This is a genomic window from Roseofilum acuticapitatum BLCC-M154, assembly GCF_030068475.1.
GTDB lineage: Bacteria > Cyanobacteriota > Cyanobacteriia > Cyanobacteriales > Desertifilaceae > Roseofilum > Roseofilum acuticapitatum.
In genome coordinates, this window is record NZ_JAQOSP010000116.1 from 91,876 (window position 1) to 114,592 (window position 22,717).

Annotated in this window: 18 protein-coding genes and 2 pseudogenes; 10 read left to right on the forward strand and 10 right to left on the reverse strand. The window is 44.9% G+C overall.

Annotated elements, in window-relative coordinates; genetic code table 11:
- Nucleotides 1-59: 59 nt before the first annotated feature.
- The 6 genes from PMG71_RS18600 to rpaB form a co-directional block, all read right to left on the reverse strand.
- Nucleotides 60-1,034 carry a Gfo/Idh/MocA family protein gene (locus tag PMG71_RS18600; RefSeq protein WP_283755217.1) on the reverse strand — a complete coding sequence of 325 codons (975 nt, stop codon included), beginning with the start codon at nucleotides 1,032-1,034 and terminating at the stop codon, nucleotides 60-62.
- A 12-nt stretch (nucleotides 1,035-1,046) separates the two neighbouring features.
- The gene (locus PMG71_RS18605; RefSeq protein WP_283755218.1) at nucleotides 1,047-1,943 is read right to left on the reverse strand and encodes a phosphate ABC transporter substrate-binding protein; all 897 of its coding nucleotides are present in this window, start codon (nucleotides 1,941-1,943) and stop codon (nucleotides 1,047-1,049) included.
- An 8-nt stretch (nucleotides 1,944-1,951) separates the two neighbouring features.
- Nucleotides 1,952-2,833, reverse strand: a complete 882-nt coding sequence (fabD, locus tag PMG71_RS18610; RefSeq protein WP_283755219.1) for an ACP S-malonyltransferase — start codon at nucleotides 2,831-2,833, stop codon at nucleotides 1,952-1,954.
- Between the two features lie 89 nt (nucleotides 2,834-2,922).
- Nucleotides 2,923-3,915: a beta-ketoacyl-ACP synthase III gene (locus PMG71_RS18615; protein WP_347179327.1), complete on the reverse strand. Its 993-nt coding sequence runs from the start codon at nucleotides 3,913-3,915 to the stop codon at nucleotides 2,923-2,925.
- Nucleotides 3,916-3,965: 50 nt separating this feature from the next.
- Entirely contained in the window at nucleotides 3,966-5,021 is a 1,056-nt protein-coding gene (gene plsX, locus PMG71_RS18620; protein WP_283755221.1) for a phosphate acyltransferase PlsX, read from the reverse strand.
- A gap of 90 nt (nucleotides 5,022-5,111) precedes the next feature.
- Nucleotides 5,112-5,837, reverse strand: a complete 726-nt coding sequence (gene rpaB / locus PMG71_RS18625; protein WP_283755222.1) for a response regulator transcription factor RpaB — start codon at nucleotides 5,835-5,837, stop codon at nucleotides 5,112-5,114.
- A 229-nt stretch (nucleotides 5,838-6,066) separates the two neighbouring features.
- Between rpaB and PMG71_RS18630 the strand changes: the two genes are divergently transcribed.
- A complete protein-coding gene (locus tag PMG71_RS18630) occupies nucleotides 6,067-7,053 on the forward strand; it encodes a helix-turn-helix transcriptional regulator (RefSeq protein WP_283755223.1) in 987 nt (328 codons plus the stop codon).
- Here the strand turns inward: PMG71_RS18630 and PMG71_RS18635 are convergent.
- From PMG71_RS18635 to PMG71_RS18645, 3 genes are all read right to left on the reverse strand, one after another.
- Nucleotides 7,045-7,950: a DNA adenine methylase gene (locus PMG71_RS18635; protein WP_283755224.1), complete on the reverse strand. Its 906-nt coding sequence runs from the start codon at nucleotides 7,948-7,950 to the stop codon at nucleotides 7,045-7,047. The two genes, PMG71_RS18630 and PMG71_RS18635, sit on opposite strands and share 9 nt — an antisense overlap.
- 194 nt (nucleotides 7,951-8,144) lie before the next feature.
- Nucleotides 8,145-9,599 (reverse strand): HlyD family secretion protein, encoded by a 1,455-nt coding sequence (locus PMG71_RS18640; protein WP_283755225.1) that lies wholly within the window; start codon nucleotides 9,597-9,599, stop codon nucleotides 8,145-8,147.
- A 35-nt stretch (nucleotides 9,600-9,634) separates the two neighbouring features.
- Nucleotides 9,635-11,065, reverse strand: coding sequence for a M50 family metallopeptidase (locus PMG71_RS18645; protein ID WP_283755226.1), 1,431 nt, complete (start codon nucleotides 11,063-11,065; stop codon nucleotides 9,635-9,637).
- A gap of 291 nt (nucleotides 11,066-11,356) precedes the next feature.
- On the opposite strand from PMG71_RS18645, the gene PMG71_RS18650 reads away from it, so the two are divergent.
- The 9 genes and pseudogenes from PMG71_RS18650 (at nucleotide 11,357) to PMG71_RS18685 (ending at nucleotide 21,184) form a co-directional block, all read left to right on the forward strand.
- On the forward strand, nucleotides 11,357-11,542 hold the full coding sequence (locus tag PMG71_RS18650) for a hypothetical protein (RefSeq protein WP_283755227.1): 186 nt from the start codon (nucleotides 11,357-11,359) through the stop codon (nucleotides 11,540-11,542).
- A 604-nt stretch (nucleotides 11,543-12,146) separates the two neighbouring features.
- The gene (gene ltrA / locus PMG71_RS18655; RefSeq protein WP_283755228.1) at nucleotides 12,147-13,757 is read left to right on the forward strand and encodes a group II intron reverse transcriptase/maturase; all 1,611 of its coding nucleotides are present in this window, start codon (nucleotides 12,147-12,149) and stop codon (nucleotides 13,755-13,757) included.
- Nucleotides 13,758-13,882: 125 nt separating this feature from the next.
- Nucleotides 13,883-14,050 carry an HNH endonuclease gene (locus PMG71_RS24010; RefSeq protein ID WP_347179334.1) on the forward strand — a complete coding sequence of 56 codons (168 nt, stop codon included), beginning with the start codon at nucleotides 13,883-13,885 and terminating at the stop codon, nucleotides 14,048-14,050.
- Between the two features lie 26 nt (nucleotides 14,051-14,076).
- A pseudogene (locus PMG71_RS24015) lies at nucleotides 14,077-14,415 on the forward strand (dCTP deaminase); the annotation flags it as partial.
- Nucleotides 14,416-15,027: 612 nt separating this feature from the next.
- Nucleotides 15,028-16,777: pseudogene (gene ltrA, locus PMG71_RS18665) on the forward strand (group II intron reverse transcriptase/maturase).
- Between the two features lie 32 nt (nucleotides 16,778-16,809).
- Nucleotides 16,810-16,965 (forward strand): hypothetical protein, encoded by a 156-nt coding sequence (locus PMG71_RS18670; RefSeq protein ID WP_283755231.1) that lies wholly within the window; start codon nucleotides 16,810-16,812, stop codon nucleotides 16,963-16,965.
- Nucleotides 16,966-17,056: 91 nt separating this feature from the next.
- Complete coding sequence (locus PMG71_RS18675; protein ID WP_347179335.1) at nucleotides 17,057-18,031, forward strand: acetamidase/formamidase family protein; 975 nt, start codon at nucleotides 17,057-17,059, stop codon at nucleotides 18,029-18,031.
- A gap of 77 nt (nucleotides 18,032-18,108) precedes the next feature.
- Nucleotides 18,109-18,888 (forward strand): sulfite exporter TauE/SafE family protein, encoded by a 780-nt coding sequence (locus PMG71_RS18680; RefSeq protein WP_283755233.1) that lies wholly within the window; start codon nucleotides 18,109-18,111, stop codon nucleotides 18,886-18,888.
- Between the two features lie 67 nt (nucleotides 18,889-18,955).
- A complete protein-coding gene (locus PMG71_RS18685) occupies nucleotides 18,956-21,184 on the forward strand; it encodes a ComEC/Rec2 family competence protein (protein WP_283755234.1) in 2,229 nt (742 codons plus the stop codon).
- Here the strand turns inward: PMG71_RS18685 and PMG71_RS18690 are convergent.
- Nucleotides 21,181-22,668, reverse strand: coding sequence for a DEAD/DEAH box helicase family protein (locus tag PMG71_RS18690; RefSeq protein WP_283755235.1), 1,488 nt, complete (start codon nucleotides 22,666-22,668; stop codon nucleotides 21,181-21,183). The two genes, PMG71_RS18685 and PMG71_RS18690, sit on opposite strands and share 4 nt — an antisense overlap.
- Nucleotides 22,669-22,717 lie beyond the last annotated feature (49 nt).

Sequence of the window (22,717 nt, forward strand, 5' to 3'; positions counted from 1 at the left end):
TATATTTTTCCTATAAAACTAAGGTTAATCGTAACCGATGGAGAAGATTAAATCAACGCCTAATTTACAGTAACTTTTTGTCCCGTTAATGCCGATCTTTCGGCAGCGCAAGCGACTTTAAGGGCGTATAAACTGGACTGAGGATTAACATAGAGTTCTGTCCCTTCTGTTAAATACTCTAAGACTTGCTGAGTGTCTTGGGCAAAGAGTCCCCGGCGAGTGCCTACGGGGATTTCTGTGATTTTGTCCAGTTGAATGAAGGAGCCTTTATCCCCTTCAAAGATTAGGGTTCCTTGGTGTCCATGGGCTTCTAATTTTCGTTCAGGTTGCCAAAAAATATCCCCTTTGCCATAAATAATATCGGCAATTGTACCGCTAGTAAATTGGAGTTGGGCGGTGCAGAAACAGCCGTGATAATAGTCGGAATTCTCTGGCCAATAGCGGTTTTGGGCGTAAACTGTTTCCACAGTACCTAATGCATCGGTGAACCGGTGGATAGAAGGGAGGGAGGCGACTAAGGGAAAGCCGAAGAGGTCTTTGTGATAATTCCAGCGCTGGGGTGCGGGATGAATGGGGGCAATTTTGCTATAGCGCAGATAGCTAATTTCTCCAAGTTGGGGGAGGGTTTGCTTAAAGGCTTGGTGGAGTCCGCCTAAGAGTTCGATATGCTCGATATGGAGGAGTTTGTGTTGGGTTTTGGAGAGTATCCAGAGGCTTTTGGCTCCCTCGAAGTTCAGGGATAGGGGATATTCAACGACGACATGCTTTTGTGCGGTTAAGGCGGCTTTGGCGATCGCCCCATGGTCTCGATTAATCGTACTAATTATAACTAAATCTAAATCATCAAGCTGCACCAATTCTTGCCAAGATTCTAGCACCCGCGCCCCATATTTTTGGGCAAACTCAGCCGTTTTATCTGGATTATAACCCACCACTGCCACTAGACGGCTACGGGAATCACTCTGTAAAGTTTCTGCCCTTAAGCGAGCCGCAAATCCCGTACCCACTAGACCCACATTCAAAGGATTCTGCACTGATTTCCCCCATCAATTCATACTGTCTACATAGCCTAAAAATGCCGTTACCACCTCATTGGGGGGACTTTTATAGACATAATATAAGGTGCGCGTATAGGGATAACCGGAAAATCCCGGTAATACCCCATCAATCGCCACTGCTCTGACGGTTTGCTGATTGATAATTTGATCGGCTGTGGCATAACCGATACCATCCTCACCTAATGCCTGTAACATGGGGGTTGTAGCATCTCGGTCTAGGGTCGTAATATTTGCGCTTGTACCAAAATTCTCCCCTTGTAGGGCCAATTCTTGAAAGGCTTGACGGGTTCCACTCACCACTGGTCGATTAATGACGCGAATGGGACGATTAGATCCCCCAACTTCTGACCAATTGGTAATTTTACCTTGAAAGATGTCTTTCACTTGTTGCATAGTTAACCCAGCAGATAGGGAATTACTGTTGCTGACGGCGATCGCAATTTGATCTGTCGTCACCGGAAACGCCATCAACCCCTCCTGAGTTTCTTGCGACGACAGGGGACGAGACACAGCCGCTAAATCCAACTGTCCTATCAACACCCCTTGAATTCCCTTATCCGAACCATTGGCTTGAGTTTCTACCGTGGTATTTGCAAATTGCCCCTCAAACCCCTGCTTCAGAGTCCGATTTAACGTCACCATACTCGTACTACCATCAATACGAATCACCGTACCCCCAGCAACCGATGTGGGTTTAGGAAATTTAGCAGTTTCGGCAGTGGGGGGAGTTTGTCCAGCAGAAGTAGGCGCTTGATTCGGTGCGACTGTTTCCATCGGTTGCTCAGGAGAAGGTTGGCGCACGAAAAACCAATACCCTCCTCCCGCTCCAAAGATCAAAAACAGGCCAATAAACAGAAATGGAGATGGATCGTTATTTTGAGCCATAATCTCAGTTAGCTCGGTACTTGAGCTAAAGTTGCAATATTCTCTAAGGCTAACCCCGGACAGGTGCGTTTGACCAGTCCCGTCAACACATTACCGGGGCCAATTTCCACCACTTTTTCTATTCCTTCATCTACCAGTTTTAAGCAAGTTTCTCGCCAGCGCACAGAACCGGTCATTTGCTCTAGTAGACGGTTTTTCAGGGTGTGAGAATCCGTAGATGGAGACGGATCGACATTGGAAAGAACGGGAACTTTAGCTTCAGCAAAAGATGCAGTTTCTAGAACGGCTTGAAACTTTTGTGATGCCTCTTCCATGAATGGAGAATGGAAAGCTCCAGAAACGGGAAGAGCAACGGCTTTTTTGACTTTAATTTGTCCCATCACCTGCTCGACGGCTTCGGGTTTGCCCGAAATCACGACTTGCATAGCGCTATTGTCATTAGCAAGTACCACATCGGGCGTTTTTTCTAAAGCTTCCTGGAGTTGGTCAGATTTAAAGCCAATTAGGGCGGCCATTTTGCCCCCGGAAGCATTTTCCATCAATTCTGCACGGCACTTTACTAATTCTAGTCCCGTGGCAAAATCAAAGACTCCGGCAGCATAAAGGGCGACATATTCACCAAGACTATGGCCGGCGACGAGATCGGGGGAGTGTCCTTGTTCTCGTAAGAGGTCAATCAGAATGGTTTCGATGACATACAAACAAGGTTGGGTGTAAAGGGTACGGGATAAGATATCGGGTTCACTTTGACAGAGATCGAGGACTGACCATCCTAAAATTTGTTCAGCTTGAACAAAACGATCTTGGCCAATTTTGGTATCTTTAAGGTCGATGCCCATGCCTGTTTTTTGCGATCCTTGTCCAGGAAATAACCAAGCTGTTTTTGTCATAGATTTATTGGGTAATAAGTAATGGGTAATGGGTAATGGGTAATAGGGAATCGAAGCCTACCTCTGTTCCCTATTCCCTATTCCTTTAATTAACGTCCCCAGCGAAAGATGGCCGATCCCCAGGTCAAGCCTGCACCAAATCCAGAAGCGGCAATCAGATCGCCGGGTTGAATTTTTCCAGAGCGGACGGCTTCATCGAGTACCAGGGGAATGGAGGCAGCCGAGGTATTGCCATAGTTGGCTAAGTTACTCAATACTTTTTCATTGGGAATATTGAGCCGTTTAGCCACAGCATCAAGAATCCGTTGATTGGCTTGATGGAGGATGAGCCAATCAACTTGCTCGGTACTAATTTGAGCATGAAAAAGAGCTTTTTCAATAACTTCAGGGACTTTTTGCACGGCAAAGCGATAGACTTCTTTGCCGTTCATGCTGATGAATTGATAGGTTCCTTGACCGACGCTGAAGTTAGGAAGGATTTCCTCATATTTGGGTTGGTAAGCCAGTTGTAAACAGTGGTTTTGAGTGCCATCGCTTTTGAGTTCAAAACCGAGAAGGCGATCGTCTGGGTTGGCTTCCATGACGATCGCCCCTGCACCATCGCCAAATAACACGCATGTGGTGCGATCGCTCCAATTAACCCATCGAGAGAGTAGATCTGCGCCAATCACCAATACTTTTTGGTATGCTCCCGTGCGGATATATTGGGCCGCTGTCACCAAAGCAAAAAGGAACCCAGAGCAAGCAGCCGTTAAATCAAAAGCGACGGCTTGATGGGCCCCTAATGCGGCTTGGATTTGACTGGCATTACCAAATAAATCATCAGGAGTTGAGGTAGCCAGCAGGATTAAATCGAGATCGGCAGGGTCAATTCCCGCTTGCTCTATGGCTTTGAGTCCTGCTTGGGTGGCGATCGCCGTTAATGACTCACCCTCTCCAGCCAAGCAGCGATTTTTAATTCCCGTCCGAGTAGTAATCCACTCATCTGAGGTTTCCACTCGCTCCGATAGGCCCTGATTGGTCAATTTTGCGCTAGGAGTAGCCGAACCACTACCGGTTATTGCAATGCCCATATGTTTCATATATCTTGTTTATTTTCTTAAGGGAAGTCTTCCGGCTTCAATCACCCAAGTTATCCCTCACTCTCCTGCTCTCCTGAAACTGCTCCTAAACCGGCGACTGTTTTTTGGTATTGTCCTCGGAGTCGGTCTAAGACACGATTATCTACAGCGTCTTTACCTAAACGAATGGCATTAAAAATGGTTGGCGCTTGGGCAGAGCCATGACTAATAATACAAACCCCTGCAACTCCCAAAAGAAGGGCCCCACCATGTTCGGCATGATCTAACCGTTGTTTAATCCGTCGCAGATTGGGTTTCAAGATTGCCGTCCCAATTTGGCCATGGAGACCTTGAGGCAGTTCTTCCCGCACAATCTGTAACATGACGCTCCCCACTGCTTCCGCAAATTTGAGCAACACATTACCGGCGAATCCATCACAAACGATCACATCATAATCACCGGAGAGAACATCCCGGCCTTCAGCATTGCCGATGAAGGGAATTAGGGGATTTTCATCTAATAACTGGTGAGTGCGAATGGCTAAATCATTTCCTTTACAGGATTCTTCGCCAATGTTTAATAGTCCCACTTTAGGCTGGTCAATTCCCAGGACATACTGACTATAAACCGTACCCATGAGGGCAAACTGTTCTAAAAATTGGGGGCGACAATCGACATTAGCCCCCACGTCTAGAATTAAAACCGATTTATTGGCCATCAGAGTCGGAAACATGGCCCCGATCGCCGGACGGTCAATCCCTGGTAAGCGACCTAAGCGCAGCAGAGCTGCTGCCATTGCTGCCCCAGAGTGACCGGCAGATACCACGGCATCGGCTCGGTTTTGCTTAACTAAATTCATCGCCACACTAATGGAGGCGTTTTTCTTGCGTCTGAGGGCAACCAGGGGTTCCTCATTCATAGAAATCACGCCTTCGGAAGGCACGATTTCCAGTTGGTGGGATTGGGTGTGTTTACCCATGGATTCTTCAATCCGATCTGGATCGCCCACCAGCAGGATATGGACATCGAGTTCCTCTTTTGCCCTTAGCGCTCCTGCGACAATTTCATCGGGGGCGAAATCCCCACCCATTGCGTCTATTGCGATTCTTGCCGGAGTTGATCCCATTGCTCGCCAGTGATAAAAGCCTTACAAATTCTACCAAATCGTTTCACCCCAGAGATCGTCTTCTGAAGGCGATCGCCGAATTTTCTAGGGTTATTCCTCCATTCCCGGTTCGAGAATCCGTTGGAATAAATACCCTGTACCCCTAGCGGTAAGGATTAATTCCGGATTACTGGGATCTTCTTCTAACTTGGCTCGAAGCCTTGAGATATGAACATCCACCACACGGGTATCTACATGGCGTTCTGGGGTATAGCCCCATACCTCCTGTAGAATCTCGGAACGGGAAAAGGGTTCTCCCGAACGACTCACCAAAAGTTCCAGAAGGCTAAACTCCATCCCCGTCAGGCGAATGCGTTCATCTCCTTTATAAACTTGTCGTTTATTGGTATCGATGCGGATATTGCTCACCTGGATCACGCCAGAGCTAGGAATGCCAGAGGTGCTAGTTTTATCCACACGGCGCAGAACTGAACGAATGCGAGCTTCGAGTTCTTTGGGGGAAAAAGGTTTGACGACATAATCATCAGCTCCCAATTCCAGACCCGTGATGCGATCGGCTACATCTCCCAGGGCAGTTAACATAATGATGGGCACATCCGACTCTTTACGGAGTTCTTGGCAGACTCCATAACCATCGAGCTTGGGCATCATCACATCTAAAACCACCAAATCCGGTAAGATATGGCGGAAGGTTTCTAAGGCTTCTTCCCCATCACCAGCCGTGACCACATCATACCCGATCATCGATAGCCGGGTTTCTAAGATGCGTCGGATACTGGCTTCATCGTCAACAACCAGAATTTTTTCTTTGTCCAAGTGCCGTAACTCTCCTTGACCTCTGAATTCTGCTGCAAAAGTTTACTTAACTACTCTTAACACTACGATATTATGTTATTGGGCGTTTGGGCAATACAGAGGGAAAATCGAGGTAAACCTCTCGCTGATAACAATAACCCGGCTTCAGGAAACCGTTGGATGCGATCTAAAACTATGTGACTATGAGTCAGTGGACTAGGAGTCACTATTCACAGATAATCCATAAATTATGGATCATCAACTTAACAATGCAATAAAAAATGCCAGAATTAAGGCTGGTCTATCACAAGAGCAACTGGCTGAATTAATCGGTGTTGATAGAACTTATATTAGCTTTCTGGAGACAGGCAAGAGAAGCCCTTCAATGGAAACCTTTTTTCAGCTATTGAAATATTTAGATATTGAGTTAGACTTCTTGCCCTACGAATGGCTCAAAAAACTATACTTTGTCTGTAAACAGTATAATTTAGAAATAGAAACTTTAGCAGATACGATTAACGATCCAAAAGTGATTCCCATGCTTCGAGGAAAAGCTTTTGAATTCACTGCTTGTAAAATCCTAAACGAAACTCTCGACCCTCGTAAATATCAAGTCTCCAATCCTAGGTTAAACGCACAATCAACGCAAAAAGATATAGATATTGAATTAACCGATCTTATTTCCACAAAACAGTATGCGATTGAGTGTAAATTATCTGCAAAAGGGAGTTTTGAATATAATGTTAAAGGTCAAGAAGATTTAGTGTCTATGAAAGTCAAGTGTATGAGATCTAGAACATTAGGACAGGTTGCAGCACAAAGAAAGTCAAAAAATGAACGGATTGATTCAAGTCTTCTAATGATTCATAACGATCAGTATTTATCCTCTGATTTTGACTTTGTTATTACATCAATTGCGAATGCTTTTTATAAGACAAACAAAGATAATGGACTATATTATTGGTCTCCGTCAAAAGATGGAGAATTTTTTTTGAATCTTATAGGAGTCAACAATCAGGAAGAAGCATTTTATAAAACCTATATTGCTAAAAGTAAAGATTTAGCTGTATATCCAGAAAATAATATCCAGTGTACAAGAAGAAAGTGTGAATCTAAAAAAAATTGTGGCTTTATACCAAATTATCCATACATTTATTTTCATAAAAGCACAGGAAAAGTAATGCACCCTTGGGTAGAAACTAAAAATTTCATGATTCTTCTTGAAGATTTAAAATAAGCTTAGTTGGTTATAAAAAATAGATTGTTGGATTCCCGAAAATTTGCTGATATCGTAGTTAGTTATAAAAACCTCCTTACCTTTATATCGATTACTTTTATATCCATCAGAAAGTTTTTTATTATTTTTTTGATCGTCTGTACGATTAATCGTATAATTCCATTCATTGTCTTGAATTGATGTACACCAACCATACATTTCCCGCACTTCAGGAACATTATCATAAGTAATCAAAAATTTAAATCGGTATGCATTTTTTTGCAAAATAGATTGAAGCCGATAATGATCTTCTAGCTGAAAACTGCATGAGTAAAACTTGTCTTGATCTGCACCAAAGTATGGGGGATCGATAAACAAAAAAAAGTCGTCATCAAGAGATGAAATTATTTCTTCAAAATCCAATGAAGTCAACTCAACTGATTGTAATTTTTCAGAAGTAGTTCTTAAATGTTTAGGCCAGTTCTCCGGGCGCATAGAATACTTATCTCCATAACCCCAATAACAATTAGCATGTTTCATAATTCCTGAATATGATGTCCGGTTTAGATAAAACCACCTCATTGCTTTTTCTAAATTGTTTGAAGGGACATAGTTAAGTTTGTAATAGGTATGGAGTTCTTTGCTGGCAGGAATACCTTCCAAAAGTTTAATTAATGATTCAACATTGTCTCGAATTTGAATATAAGTATTAATTAAATCAGGATCTTTATCATTGAGAATATTTATAACACTTTTGGATTTTGCAAAAAAGATAGATCCACCTCCAACAAAAGGCTCACAATATTTGTCATGTTGGGGAATACAAGGCAAAATTAATTTACGAGCATAAAATTTTCCACCAGGATATCGAAAGGGTGAGTTACTTAATTGTTTTGCTTTTCTCTTAAGCTGAACCACAGGGACTGAAAAAATACAATACTATATGCCATTAGCTTCACAATAACAAAATTCTTAGCAGAAAGTCAAAGCGATCGCCGGGAGATTTACACCAATATACTCGCCCTATGCGTCCTTCGACTCCGCTCAGGGCGCATAGTCGAAGGGCGCACGGAAAGACGGAAAGCAACAATTTCAGCTAACTCCTAAAATACTTAGAAATATTGCCGCAATTTTAACACTTTTATTGCCTCGCGGCGTACCCGTTCATACAAGGGTAGGCTTCCCACCTGAATCTCTGCATAGAATTCACCATTGATCAACTCTTTCTCATTTGAATTATCCACCGTTGCGGTTAAAACCACTTGTTTAGTGGTTTGAGAAGGATCGGGTTGTGCCACTGGTTCCATATCGCTCAGTTTTACCGTTTGGGGTTTATAACCCGGTTGCCTGGGTTTTAATTTCACTTCTGCCGATTTTGCATCAAGCAAGGGTTGAAGTAAATCAAGATCCGCTTGATCGACAAAAATTGTCGCCTCCAGTGGATCGATTTTGACAACTTTCATAATCTGATCGTGGCGCTCTAACCATTTACCCTTATTTTCTGATAAATTTTCGGCAAAAACAATGCCTTCATGTTCGGCTTTAAGGGTTTGATTTTTATCCTGTTGTTCTTGCAGCGCTGCGATCGCTTTTTGACGCATGTTCACTAGCTCCGCCTGAGCCAGTTTTTCTTGCTCCGCAGACTCCAATTCCTGACGTACTGTCTCCAAACGCTCTTCTTCCATTCTCAATTCATCTTGAACATTCTCCAAGTCACGCTCTAGATTTTGACGAATAGCATCAATCCTCGCTTTTTTAGAGAATTGATTGCTCTCCAATTCCCCGACTCTTGCCTTGGAAGTTTCTAGCTCTCGTTCCAATCGTTTGATTTCTGTTTCAATATTTAGCTGATACTCAATAGAAATAGCACCCTCGTCAATGGCTTGTGAAACTTTCTCCAGTCTGTCTTGATGAATTTGAATCTCTTCTTCAACCGAAACAATTACCGGTTCTAATCCCTGAATATCTCGGTCTATGGAAGCAATTTCATGGTTTATGATCTCAATTTCTGGAGGAGGAGAACTACTCAATAAGCGATTCACATCTTCCTGGGCATCATCTACTTGACGCTGCATCGCTCTCACTCGTTGCTCTGCCTCACTTTCTTGGGATCTTAAAATTCCAATCTTTTGCTCGGCAGAAGTTAACTTGGCTTGTTCTTCTTGCAGTTTAATTTGTTCGGCTAGAATCTCTTCTTTCAAGTCTTGACTTTGCACTTCTGCTAGAGTCTCTCCAGCTTGGACTCGATCTCCATGTTGCACCAGGAAATTATCAATTCTTCCCGGTTCTTTCAAATAAACCGGGTGGATATTATTTTGTAATGCGGTGAGTTTTGCTTCTCCTCGCACTGAAACAGGAACTTCCAGTTGAGAGAGCCAAAAGCCACCGCCAACAACAGCACAGAGAAAGACAATTCGGCCCCAGTTGATGCCAGATTCTTCGGGAACAGGTATAGATTCTTGGGCGGGCATTTCTCGTGATTTGGGTGCTGATTGGGTTGAGGGTTTAATCTGATTGGGGGGAACGGCTTTTAAGGAAGCGGGTTGTTTTTCAGGGGTGCTAGTCATGGTAGATACAAAGAATAAAATAACAGCAAGAAAAATTAGTCTCTAGGACAGAAATAATAAACAGCCCAAATGGCGAGTAAGAAGAGGACTGTAATGGGCATTTGAGTCCAACTCCAGGTGAAAATTCGCCAAAATAGAAAGCCAAATACAAACCAGATATAGAGCAAACTAAAAGGAGCGTAAAGGGCTAAAATCCAGAGGTCTTTTTGCGGTTCGCGGATGGGTTTTCCGGTGAAGAAATTGATGTATAATCCAAAGGCGCGACCTCTTAAGTTGTTAATGCCGGTGGCAGCAACGGCGAGATAATAGCCGTCAAATTTGGCGACGGGGTTGAGGTTGAGAGCGAGGGTAAATAGGGAGGCAGCCATGAGCAGAAAACTGCTGGTATGTAACCAGATGCCGTCGGTGGAAAAATACCAGATCCAAAAGCCGATCGCTGCTAAAATGAATTGTACTAAGATGCCAGCTCCGACTACAAAGAGCCGTTTCCAGCGCGGTAAACAGTAACTATCGCTGGTGTTGGTGTAGGCTGCGGGGATGAGCATCATGAATAATAGACCGATTTCGGGCACGATTCCCCGATAATGTTTGAGGGTGAAGGCATGGCCGAATTCGTGGAGGGTGACGACAAAGGCGCTAGAGAAAATGAAGGGTAATGTCAGCGATGCTCCGTTTTCAAGAAGTTGTTGCCCTTGATGCACAATGATGTTCTGCTTGTGGACTCCGAAGGCAGCCGAAAAGCTGAGAAAGCCGAGGAGGAGAACAAAGGCAGGTTGGGAAAATACCCAGCGTATTTTGTCGATATGGGCGTTGAGGAAGCGATCGGGGTTAAAAAGGGGAATTCGGAAAAAGAGCAGTTGTAGGGGCGTAAATTTGCCTCTACGGGGCTTCGCGGGTTCCGTCCCCACTAACATGCCGGTGGCTGCCAGCATTTGCAGCAGACCTTTGAGATGGTGGGGGGGAATGCAAAATTCTTGGATAATGGCTTGGGGCGATCGCACCCCAATCTGTTCGATAATCGTCTTATCTTGGTCACATACTTGCAGAAAAGTGACGTTTTCTGGGTTTCGCAGTACCCAATAGTCCCGATGTTCAATCCACTCTAGACAGGGTTTGAGTTGGGAACCCCCAGCCGTCGCAGCTTGAGGAGTTTCCGTTGCTTCCACTTCATCAAAAGTCAAAATTCCCAAACCGATCAGTTTTTCCAGCAGTTGCTCTGCAAACTTGGGATCTAGGGTATCTTCAAACTCATCTTGGCAGGCTTTTTGGATACTCTCTAGGCTAAATTGACCAGTAAAGTAGCGCAGAGCATAGCCTTCTTCTTTAGAGAAGAGGAACTGCTGTCCTGACGCTTTGAGGATAATTTGGTCGGAGTCTTTAAGTTTACCGAGTTTCCAATATTGTCCCAAGTTCGGACAAATCAGGGTATCGAGTTCTGAACGCGGGGGGGATGATTCGGAGTTCATCTTCTTAGGTAGACGCAATGGATAGAGGAAAGAAGGAGAAGTTGTTTCTCCTTCGGGAGGATAGCGGTAGGATTGAGTGCTTCACTCACCTCCTATAGAGTTCTCAGTTTTTTGGGGCGGTTTTTATGCGAAATCCCGAAAACTGTAATATTTCTTTATATTTTCCCTCTGCCTTTCTCTAGCGAGCATCTTGCTCGCACTTCTCTCCCTCTTCCCAGAGGAGAAGGAGGTAGGAGGATGAGGGCCAAGAGGGTTATGATTGCTAAAGTTTTGGAAAAGTAGAATCCAGATATGCTCAAGAATGATAAGTGGATTGCAGAACAAGCCCAAAAGGGGATGATCGACCCGTTTGAGCCTGCATTAATTCGGGCGATCGAAAAAGAGGAGGAATTGACGAGAAAAGTTCTAAGCTACGGAGCCTCTTCGTATGGGTATGATATCAGATGTGCGACTCGTTCCTGTCAAATGAGCAACTAGGCTCAGGGAAACAGGGCATTGTGTTCATAAATGTTAAGGATTCAATGAATCTTTACATTAGTGATTTCACAATGACAACTTAGTATCCATAGAGGTGAGTCGATTAAAGACAACCCCTCTCGCCAAGGTACATGGTTGAAAACACTTCCCCAACTCAGGAGACTGGTCATCAACTGGGTTGAAGCGGGAAGGAATGTTGGTAACTTCAAACCCGATGAGGAACCCCAGCTAGTAGGTTAGCCATGAGTAGGAAACGAACTTCTGTTTAACCCATCGTCACGTAGAAGTAGCCAAAACGGGTTGATAGGCTGCGAGACAAAAGTCAATAGAGTAAAAAGGATGAAGGGGTGTCGGATCTCTTCATTTGTACCCAAAGAACTCTCGGTGGAAAGGAAGACTCTAAAGCTAACGAAAAATGGATACTAGGAACGAGGTAATCACTTATGTTTCTCTCAACCCAGGTCGAAAGTTGAGTAGTAACCAGCGCAAGGACATAAGTGACAGGATTGAGTCAAAAGCGAAAGCCTCTCTGTAATGGAGATGGATAGGCTGACAGACTCACGAAAACTTGGAAGATAAAGTCACAAGTAACAGTGTATATGTTATGAACCCAGTCAATCTGAGGTATAAATGGAGCGACATCCCCTGGAGACAAATCGAGAGGATGGTGTTCAAGCTGCAAAAGAGAATTTATCAAGCTAAAAGTAGTGGAAACGTCAGATTAGTTCGCCGACTCCAAAAACTGCTAAGTAAGTCCTGGTCAGCTAAATTGTTGGCAACGAGAAAAATTACCCAAGATAATAGGGGTAAGAAAACAGCAGGGATAGACGGAGTTAAATCTGTTGACCCTCGCAAAAGACTTGAACTCGCCAATAATATTAAGCTAGATGGAAAGGCTAAACCGGTAAGAAGAATCGAGATTCCCAAACCTGGAAAAACAGAAAAAAGACCTCTAGGAATTCCTACTATTGAAGATAGGATAAAACAAACTTTGGTCAAATTCACTCTGGAACCAGAATGGGAAGCGGTATTTGAACCCAATAGCTATGGATTCAGACCAGGTAGAGGTTGCCATGATGCTATAGAGGCAATATTCAACGCAGTCAGGTATAAGCCGAAATATGTGTTGGATGCAGATATAGCCCAATGCTTTGACAAAATAGACCATGACAAGCTATTAGAAAAGATCGATACTTATCCTTCCCTAAGAAGGCAGATAAGGTCTTGGCTTAAGGCAGGCTTCATGTCCCAAAAAGAATGGTTCCCCACGGACGAAGGAACCCCTCAAGGGGGAGCAATATCCCCGCTCCTGGCAAACATCGCCTTACACGGGATGGAAAACAGGATTAAGGAATTTGCAACAACCCTGAAGGGAACAAACAACCTGAATCTAAAGGAAATCCAACTGATCAGATACGCAGATAATTTTGTGGTTTTACACAAAGATCTAGAGGTCATTAAAAAGTGTAAGACAATCATCTCGGAATGGTTAAAGGAAGTGGGACTAGAGATCAAACCTGAAAAGACGAGTATCACCCATACCCTAGAAAAACACGAAGGTAAAGTGGGATTTGACTTTCTAGGGTTTAATGTCAGACAGTACAAACATGGCGTACACTCCAGTGGTAAAAATACCCAGGGTACACCCAAGGGATTCAAAACCATTGTGAAACCCTCTAAAGAAAGCATCAAGAAGGTATATAGAACCTTAGCCAAGGAAATTGAGAAACATAGAGCCGTCAAACAGGAGATTCTAATTAAAAGAATCAACCCGATAATACGAGAATGGTGTAACTATTACTCGACGACCTGCGCTAATGATGCTTTCTCCTTAATACAATACTTACTGTTTTGGAAGTTGAAAAGATGGGGATTCCACAGACATCCCAACAAAACCTCACAATGGATTAATGCCAAATATTGGTTCCAAAGAGGGGATAATAAATGGGTGTTCGGAGTTAAAGACATCTGTGAACTAATCGACCCTAGATATACAGAGATTAAACGGCACACAAAGGTCAGAGGTAACGCCTCCCCTTTTAATGGAGAAGACACCTACTGGGCAACCAGATTAGGTAGACATCCCGAAATGCCCAATAGAATCTCAATGCTTCTTAAAAAGCAGAAAGGGAAATGTAATATCTGCGGGTTAACATTTAAAGACGGTGACGTAATGGAAGCTGACCATATCATATCAATTCCGGATAAAGGGTGAAGAAGCGGGCAAGATGCCCACACTCCTCTAATCCCTTGATATTGCTGGAGTGGGAGCGTCTCGCTCCCTAAGTTTTTAATCATGGTATTTCCGCTTCGCGGACACGAACAATCGGACTTGATATCATTCCGAAATCCAAAGGAGGAAGGAATGATTACAAAAATGTCCAATTAATACACGGTCACTGTCACGACGTTAAAACATACTTAGACTTTAGTGCTAATGACAATAGCCAAGTTTTTGAGGAGCCGGATGAGGCGAAAGTCTCATGTCCGGTTTTGAAGACGAGTTAGAAGGGTGACCTTCTAGCTTAGTTTAACTAAGCCCTAAAGAATTCCTGATCTTTAAGCACATTCCTGGTACAGTCGTCGATCCGAAAAATTTTAATCCCGACAACCTCGAATCTGTTCCCCTGCACCAGGATGAACAGGGAGACTTTTTTATCATTCCCGCCCACAGCTACGGCTTAGGGGTTGCTTTAGAGCGTCTAGAGGTTCCGCCCAATATCACTGTCATTTGTTTGGGTAAATCCACATATGCTAGATGCTCGATTATCCTGAATGCGACCCCCGCAGAAGCCTGTTGGCGCGGTCATCTCACCTTAGAATTATCTAATTCTTCGAGTGCTGACTGTCGGGTTTATGCGAATGAGGGGATTGCCGTGTGATTCGTTCAGTACAAAAGTAGATAGGGCAACCTTGAAACGTGGTACTGGCAAGGGTTACGACCCTTGACAACTGAAAGATTGTTCCCAATCGGTGGGAGCGTCTGGACTCCACTCTCAATAAAAAGAGAGTAGACGACAGGACAACACCCCTAGTTCTGAGACTCATTATCAAAGGATTAAAGCGGGGTGTAACGGGAAACCTGACTCTAGCCAAAGGGTTAAAATGTATCCCAAGTCAACTAGCAATGGTGAGCGAAAGCGAACTACTGGATGGAACCTTCAATACCTCAAAGCGGTGAAATAGGCTGATACACCGCGTCCAAAAGGACATAGGGAATAGATAGGCGTATGGCAATGCGACCTATTAAGGAGTCCCAAAAGTATCTTGGGGGAGAGGTAGCACCTAAAGTTAGATAACCCAATCTTTCGGAACGAATTAATCCCATAGATTCTCCTGCATAAAGGTCGGTGAAGCAGGTAGTGACAAATGTAAGCGCAAGGTCTATGGGGGTGAGATGGAGTAAGAAGCAAATGCCCATTTGTAATGAATGTGGATAAGCTGACGTACTCCGGCTTAGTCAAAATGTAGAGTGGTAAATAGTGATGAATACGCCAATAGCGAGTTTAGAGACTACGAACAATGGATGGAATACAACCCCCTGGAAGAAAGTACAGAGGAAAGTGTTCAAGTTGCAAAAGTCAATCTACAAAGCGGTTAAATCGGAACAGTTTGCTAAAGCTAGGAAACTCCAGAAAATCCTTTCAAAGTCATACTACGCTCGACTCTTAGCAGTTCGGAAAGTATCACAAGATAACCCAGGAAAGAAAACCGCAGGTATTGATGGGGTCAAAGCCATCACGCCTAAGCAAAGACTGGAATGGGTTGACGAACTGAGAAACGTCTACAAAGCTAAACCGCTCAGAAGGGTATGGATTCCCAAACCTGGAAGAGAAGAAAAGCGACCATTAGGCATTCCAACCTTAAGAGATAGAGCAATGCAAGCCGTGGTCAAACAAGCGCTTGAACCTTACTGGGAAGCTAGATTTGAAGGCACGTCCTACGGATTTAGACCGGGTAGATCAGCACAGGACGCTATAGCGCAAATCTTCACAAAGATTAATCATCAACCCTGTTATGCACTGGATGCTGATATTGCTAAGTGTTTCGACAAAATTGACCATAGCAAATTGCTGTCCAAATTAGAATGTCCACAATCCCTGAAGCGGCACATCAAAGGCTGGTTAAAAGCAGGAGTAATGGACAAAGGCGTATTTGAAAACGTGGTAACAGGGACACCGCAAGGTGGAGTTATATCACCCCTGTTAGCAAACATCGCGTTGGATGGAATGATTGAGGACATAAGGGACTTATTCCCGAATTTTATGGTAAAAAACGGGAAAGGAAACCAGAAATACAAGCCAAAAATCATCAGATACGCCGATGACTTCGTTATTCTGCACAAGGATATCGAAGTCATTCAACAATGCAAGGTTGCCATTTCCAACTGGTTATCGCAAGTTGGACTAGAACTCAAACCGGAAAAAACTCGAATCTGTCATACGTTAAACCCAATTAACGTAAATGGGAAAGAGGAACAACCCGGCTTCGATTTCCTAGGATTCAATGTGCGGCAATACAAGGTTGGAAAGTATAAAGGAGGCAAAAGTGGTGGGACAAATTCTAGAGAGCTAGAGTTCAAAACCATAATCAAACCTTCAGAAAAGGCAATCAAAGCCCACAGGGAAGCGGTGAAAACGGTCATTATCAACCATAAAACAGCACCTCAATCCGCACTCATAAAGCACTTAAACCCGGTTATACGAGGGTGGTGCAATTATTATAGTGGAGTCGTATCTAAGGATGTGTTTGCTTATGAAGACAACATTACTTGGTCAAGACTAAGGGCATGGACAGTAAGCAGAACGGGGAAAGCTAACGCCCAAAAGCTGAGGAAATACTTCAGTCATGGGAAAAACGGAAAATGGACGTTTCAGACAAGAGAAGAGGGTTTACGCCTGTTAACTCACGCGGAAACGCCCATCAGACGACATACAGCAGTTAAAGCAGACCAATCCCCTTATGACGGAGACTGGATATATTGGAGTAAACGTAGAGGTAAAGACCTGGATACCCCCACGAGGGTAGCCAAACTCATGCAAAAACAAGAAGGCAAATGTAACCATTGTGGGCTGTACTTCACGGATACAGACCTAATTGAAGGCGATCGCATCATCCCAAACGCTAATGGTGGAAAGGATGAATATAAAAGTCTTCAATTGTTGCATAGGCACGCTTCACGATTATGAAACTTCCAGAGATGGAAGTCTAAACCGTACCAATGACAAGGATTGACTAAGTTAGGAGCCGGATGAGGTGAAAGTCTCATGTCCGGTTCTGAATGGGAGGGGGAGATGGTAACGTCTCTCTCGACCCCTAATCAATTGTTATTTTTTGAAGGAGAACCCTGTAATGTCACGTATCAAGACCGGTTAGGTAAGTATCAGGATCAAACCCACCAAGTGGTTTTGCCGAAAGTGTAAGTTGAAGATTGTGCCTTATCCCCCTGCTCCCAAAGCAGGGGGACTTTCAGAGAAAAAGAGTTGACGAATTACCGATTCCCCACCCATGGCCATGAAAGAACATATTTTAAGAGCAACCTGCGAGACTGTTCATCTGGGGGGCTTTTCGGAGAATATTCCGCCTGTGCTTAGGGTGGAGTCAGGCGATCGCATCCAGATCGAGACCTATACCGGATTTTACCTGATTCAGGAGCATGATCGCGCCCCCCAAGCCTTCTTTCCTCCAGAACTGCTCAACATCTGTCACCATCTGCCCCCTGAGCGCAAAATTGGCCCCGGCCCCCACCTGCTCACCGGCCCCATCCACATCCAAAATGCCCAACCTGGCGACATCCTGGAAATCCGTCTAGAGCGCATCACTCCCAGTTTACCCGTTGGGTTTAACGCCATTCGCGCTGGTTGGGGAGCCTTACCCCAAAAGTTCCCCCATCCCGCGCTGCGCTTCATTCCCCTCGACCTCGACCAACAAATTGCCCACTTCCCCGGCCATCCAGAGATTAAAATCCCCCTTCAGCCCTTTTTTGGCATTTTAGCCGTTGCACCCCCCTCAAAACCCCATTCTTCCGTCCCTCCGGGCACATTTGGCGGCAATATGGACAACCGGGAATTGCAAGCTGGATCTCGGCTCTTTCTCCCCGTGCAAGTGCCTGGGGCCCTGCTCTCGGTTGGCGATGGTCATGGGGCCCAAGGGGATGGGGAAGTCAATGTGACGGCGATCGAAACCTCCATGAATGGCACAATTCAAGTTATTCTGCATCAAAACTTTCCTCTTCCCGTCCCCCTCGCCCAAACCCCCACCGACCTGATTACTATGGGATTTGCCCCTACCTTGGACGAAGCCTTAGAACAAGCCTTAGAACAGATGATCCAGGTGCTGGTATACTGCGGAGGTCTTACCCCAGAAGAAGCCTATGTTCTCTGTAGTTTAGCCGCTTCTTTTCGGATTACCCAAGTGGTGAACCAGCCCCAAAAAGGGGTTCATGGCCTATTTCCCCTGAAGATGCTCCCCCAAGGTTTTCCATTCTGAAAATGTTTAACGTTTAATTTTTTCGGCTGTCGCCGACATAAAAATTTTTAATTTTTAATTTTTAATTTTTAATTGACATGACTGTAACCCAAATCATTTTATTAGCCAGTGGAGGACTCTTTGCGGGAATTCTCGCGGGTTTTTTAGGCATTGGTGGCGGAACCGTCTTAGTTCCCCTCTTGACTACATTAGGCTATTCTCCGGTCGAATCTGTGGCCACCAGTAGCCTCTCGATTTTAATCACTGCTAGTTCAGGAACCGTGCAAAATTGGCGCATGGGCTACTTAAAATTATCTAAAGTTCTACTCTTAGGATTCCCGGCAATTATTACAGCTCAAGTGGGCAGTATTTTTGCCGATCGCCTCCCCTCCTATCTTCTCCTCTTCTCCTTCGGACTGCTCTTACTGCTCAACCTCTACTTAGTCCAAGTCCGCAAGAACCTCACCCAGTCTGAACCCACCATCGAAGAACCCCAGTTTAATCCCAGCTTGGCGAGAGTTATTACTGGCTCAATTGCCGGATTTATGGCGGGGTTTTTAGGGGTAGGGGGAGGGGTAATTATGGTTCCCCTACAGATTTTATGGCTCGGAGAAACGATTAAAGATGCCGTCCGCACCAGTTTAGGGGTGATTGTATTAACTGCCCTCTCCGCTTGTATTGGTCATACTCTGCAAAATAATATTGTTCCTTTAGCTGGAATTATCTTAGGAACCGGGGGACTTATTGGCGCGCAGGTGAGTACCCGATTTTTGCCGACATTGGACGATCGCACTATTACTGTTTCCTTTCGTCTGCTGTTGGCACTATTAGCGATTTATGTTTTTTGGCAAGCTTGGGTGCAGTTCAATACTTTTTAATTCCTACTGAGTGCTATAGAATATAGGGATTAATCTTTTTGGTGTGTATTCTATCTTTTAGTGAACCATGTCCCGGACAAGCGGTGTATTGTTATGTCTGGCGTATATCATGGGGTTGCTGCTGGTTCCAGTTCCTGGGGGAAATTATGGGATGCTGGTTTTGGGGGCGATCGCCGCATTTACCCTCCCCCGATATTGGCCCATGGGGCCCAAGTTTCGGATATGGCTACTGGCGGGAATTGTGGGATTTCTAGCGGGTTTTTATTTTCATTTTCGCACCCCCCAACCTCCAGAAATAGACTTCAGTGCTTGGATGGGTGAACCGGTGACAGTGCAAGGAAAGGTACTTGATGAGCCTCAGTTGACGCGATCGCAACGTATCCGGTTTACGCTTCAGGTGAGTCAGATTGACAACCAAGCCGTTCAGGGAAAGTTCTATACTACCATTCCCCGATTGCAAGCTACAGGATTACATCCAGGGTATTCAGTGGAAGTGAGGGGAAAACTCTATAAACCCCAACCGGCAAGCATCCCCAGAGGGTTTGATTTCCAGCAGTATTTAGCCCGCCAGGGCATATTTATGGGGCTGAGTGCCAAAAGTGTCAAATTTGACCCTAATCAGGGTTCCTGGGGCTGGTGGTGGGTGCGTGGGCGAATTTTGCACTCCCTGGTGCAGGGGTTGGATGTGCCGGAAGGTATCGTTATTGCTTCCATGGTGTTGGGTCGGCGATCGGTGGATTTACCCTTTGATATTCGGGATAATTTTGTTCAGGTGGGACTCGCTCATGTATTGGCAGCTTCTGGGTTTCATGTATCGTTGTTATTGGGTTTTGTATTAGCTCTCACTCAGGGATTCTCAAAGCAAATTCAGTTTCGGGTGGGCATGATTACCCTGATTCTCTATAGCGCCTTAACTGGGTTTGCCCCTTCAGTATTACGAGCATCATTAATGGGGTTTGGCGCAGTTTTAGCAAAATTATTAGACCGTCGAGTGAATACTTTAGGCTCCCTATTACTGACGGCAACAATATTACTTTTTCTCAACCCATTGTGGATTCAAGATATAGGATTTCAGTTGAGTTTTTTGGCGACATTGGGGTTAGTAGTAACGGTTCCCGTGTTGATGGAAATGTGGGATTATCTGCCACCTGCGATCGCCTCTGCATTCGCCGTTCCTGTCAGTGCTTTTCTCTGGACATTTCCCCTACAGTTGTATCATTTTGGCGTACTGCCCCCCTATGGCATTTTAGTCAATTTAGTAACTTTGCCCTTGGTAGTGCTGCTCACTCTGGGAGGGATGTTAATTGCTTTTGTAGCAGTCATTTCTCCCTGGTTGGGAAGTTGGGTTTCGACCCTGTTGTATTATCCCACGGTGGTGTTTCTAGGGATCATTGATGGGTTTACTCAGCTACCGGGAAATTCGGTTGCGGTAGGTAAAATTTCGGCACTTCAGTTACTGGTGTTATATGGGGTAATTCTCTTGTTTTGGGTGAAGGGGAGAATTTATCTTAAGTCTAGGATAGTGCTGGGGATTGCGGTGGGTTTCGCGATCGCCGTCATAGTCATTCCCCTATGGTACACTCAATCCTATCTCTCTCAGGTAACAGTGTTTGCCACTCGCACCCCAGTAGCGACAATTCAGGATCGGGGTAACGTAGTGCTGCTCAATACGCCAGATTTCGCAGTTGCTCAGTATACTCTCATTCCCTTCTTTCAGTCTCAAGGGGTGAATGCATTGGATGCTGGGATGATGATCAATGCAGACAATCCTCCCATGGACGGATGGTTAAAGATTTTGGACACATTACCCATACAGCGATTTTATCAGATTGGCGACCCTGGAACTCAACCAGAGCCGAAGATTGAGGAGCAGGTAAAAACCTATCAAGTTTTACAGGTGAATCAGGGTTTAAACTGGAAAACCTTGAGCGTTGAAAGCTTGAGTTTAGATCCGCAAGTTTTGGAATTTGAGTTAGAGAATAAACGTTGGTTAATGTTGGAAGGTAGAAGTTTTACGGATGCTTTTTGCCAGACTCAGAGTTGGTGTAAGCCTGATAGTAGGGAGACAGTATTGATTTGGTCGGGTCAAGGTTTGGCAGTAGAGATGATCCAAAAAATACAACCAGAGGTGGCGATCGCCCTTTCTGATGCTCTTGATGAAGATATTTTATCCGCACTGAGAGCGACCAATACCACCATTTTTTTAACCGAAAGAGATGGAGCAATTCAATGGAATTCCCAACAAGGATTTAGCAAAACTTCTGATTTAAACTCTCAAAGTGATTTCGCTTTTTAAGTGTCTCCCTTTTCCTCTTCCGATTCTGTAGTATAGGAAGAAGATTTTTCTGCTGCTCGCTGGGTTTGAGCCTCTCCTTTGCCATAAACTAAACGCAAGGGAGTAAGAGATTTTTGCGGTTCTCCCCGACGACGTTCTGAAGTACGTTCTTCCGCAGTATCTTCAGCAATAACTTCGTAGAGAATAGCTCGTTTATTCTTTTGGGAACCTTTCCGTAAAACTCGCCCTAACCGTTGAATATATTCCCGCTTAGATGCCGTTCCAGATAAGATAATCGCAATGCGAGCATCCGGAACATCAACCCCCTCATTTAAAACATGGGAAGCCACTAAAGTTTTATATTCTCCTTGACGAAAACGGGTCAGAATATCATGGCGTTCTTTCACCGGGGTTTGGTGAGTAATGGCGGGAATGAGGAGAGTTTCAGAAATCTGGTAAACGGTGGCATTATCTGCCGTAAAAATGAGAATTTTTTCCGAATAATGTTGGCTCAGGAGGTCTTGAAGCACCCGCAGTTTACTATCAGTAGAAAGGGCGATCGCCTTCGCCTCTCGATGAGCTAACATCGCTCTACGTCCTTCCGGAGAGCGACAACTAGCGCGGACAAAGAGTTGCCAGCCTTTGACAGAACCCAGGAAAATATTCGACGATCGCAGAAATTGATTCCTTTCTTCAATTAGCGCCTCATATCGCTGCTTCTCCTGTTGCGAGAGCTTCACCTTAATTTGCACCACCTCATGGTGCGCCAACGCCTTACCCGATAACTCCTGTGCCGTTTTCTGATAAACCGTTTCCCCCAACAAAAACGCTAAATCTCGGTGTCGTCCATCCCCTCGCTCCAACGTCGCGGTTAACCCCAACCGATAGGGTGCGATCGCATATTCAGCAATCACCCGACTAAACTCCGTCGGTAAATGATGACACTCATCGCAGATTAACAACCCATAGCGAGACCCCAGCGCCTCCGCATGAATTGCCGCACTATCATAGGTGGCAATCAGAACCGGAGAGCGATCGCGAGATCCGCCCCCCAACAAACCCACCTCCACATCCGGAAACGCCGCCTTCAGATGGGCATACCATTGATGCATCAAATCTAACGTCGGCACAACAATCAACGTCGTTCGGGGCGTAATCTGCATCGCCAACTGTGCCAAATACGTCTTCCCCGCAGCCGTCGGCAACACCACCACCCCCTGACGTTGAGCATCCCGCCAAGCTTGCAGCGCCTCCACCTGATGCGGATAAGGAGTCATTTCTAAAGCCGGAATTAACTCCACCGGATAAAATTCCTTCGCCCGATCCTCAAATACCGCCTCCTCCTGCCATAATGTTTCCATCAACCGGCGATAATGCATCGCCAAAATCCGAAACTTTTCAATTCGGTCATCCCAAGTCGCATAATCAACCCAAGTTTTTCCCCTCGGTGGAGGATGCAAAATCAATGTCCCGCGATCGTAAGTTAACTTTGAAATACCAGTCATAAACTCACCAATTGACCAGAAACAAGCCCGTCTAAATTGTTCAGTAAAC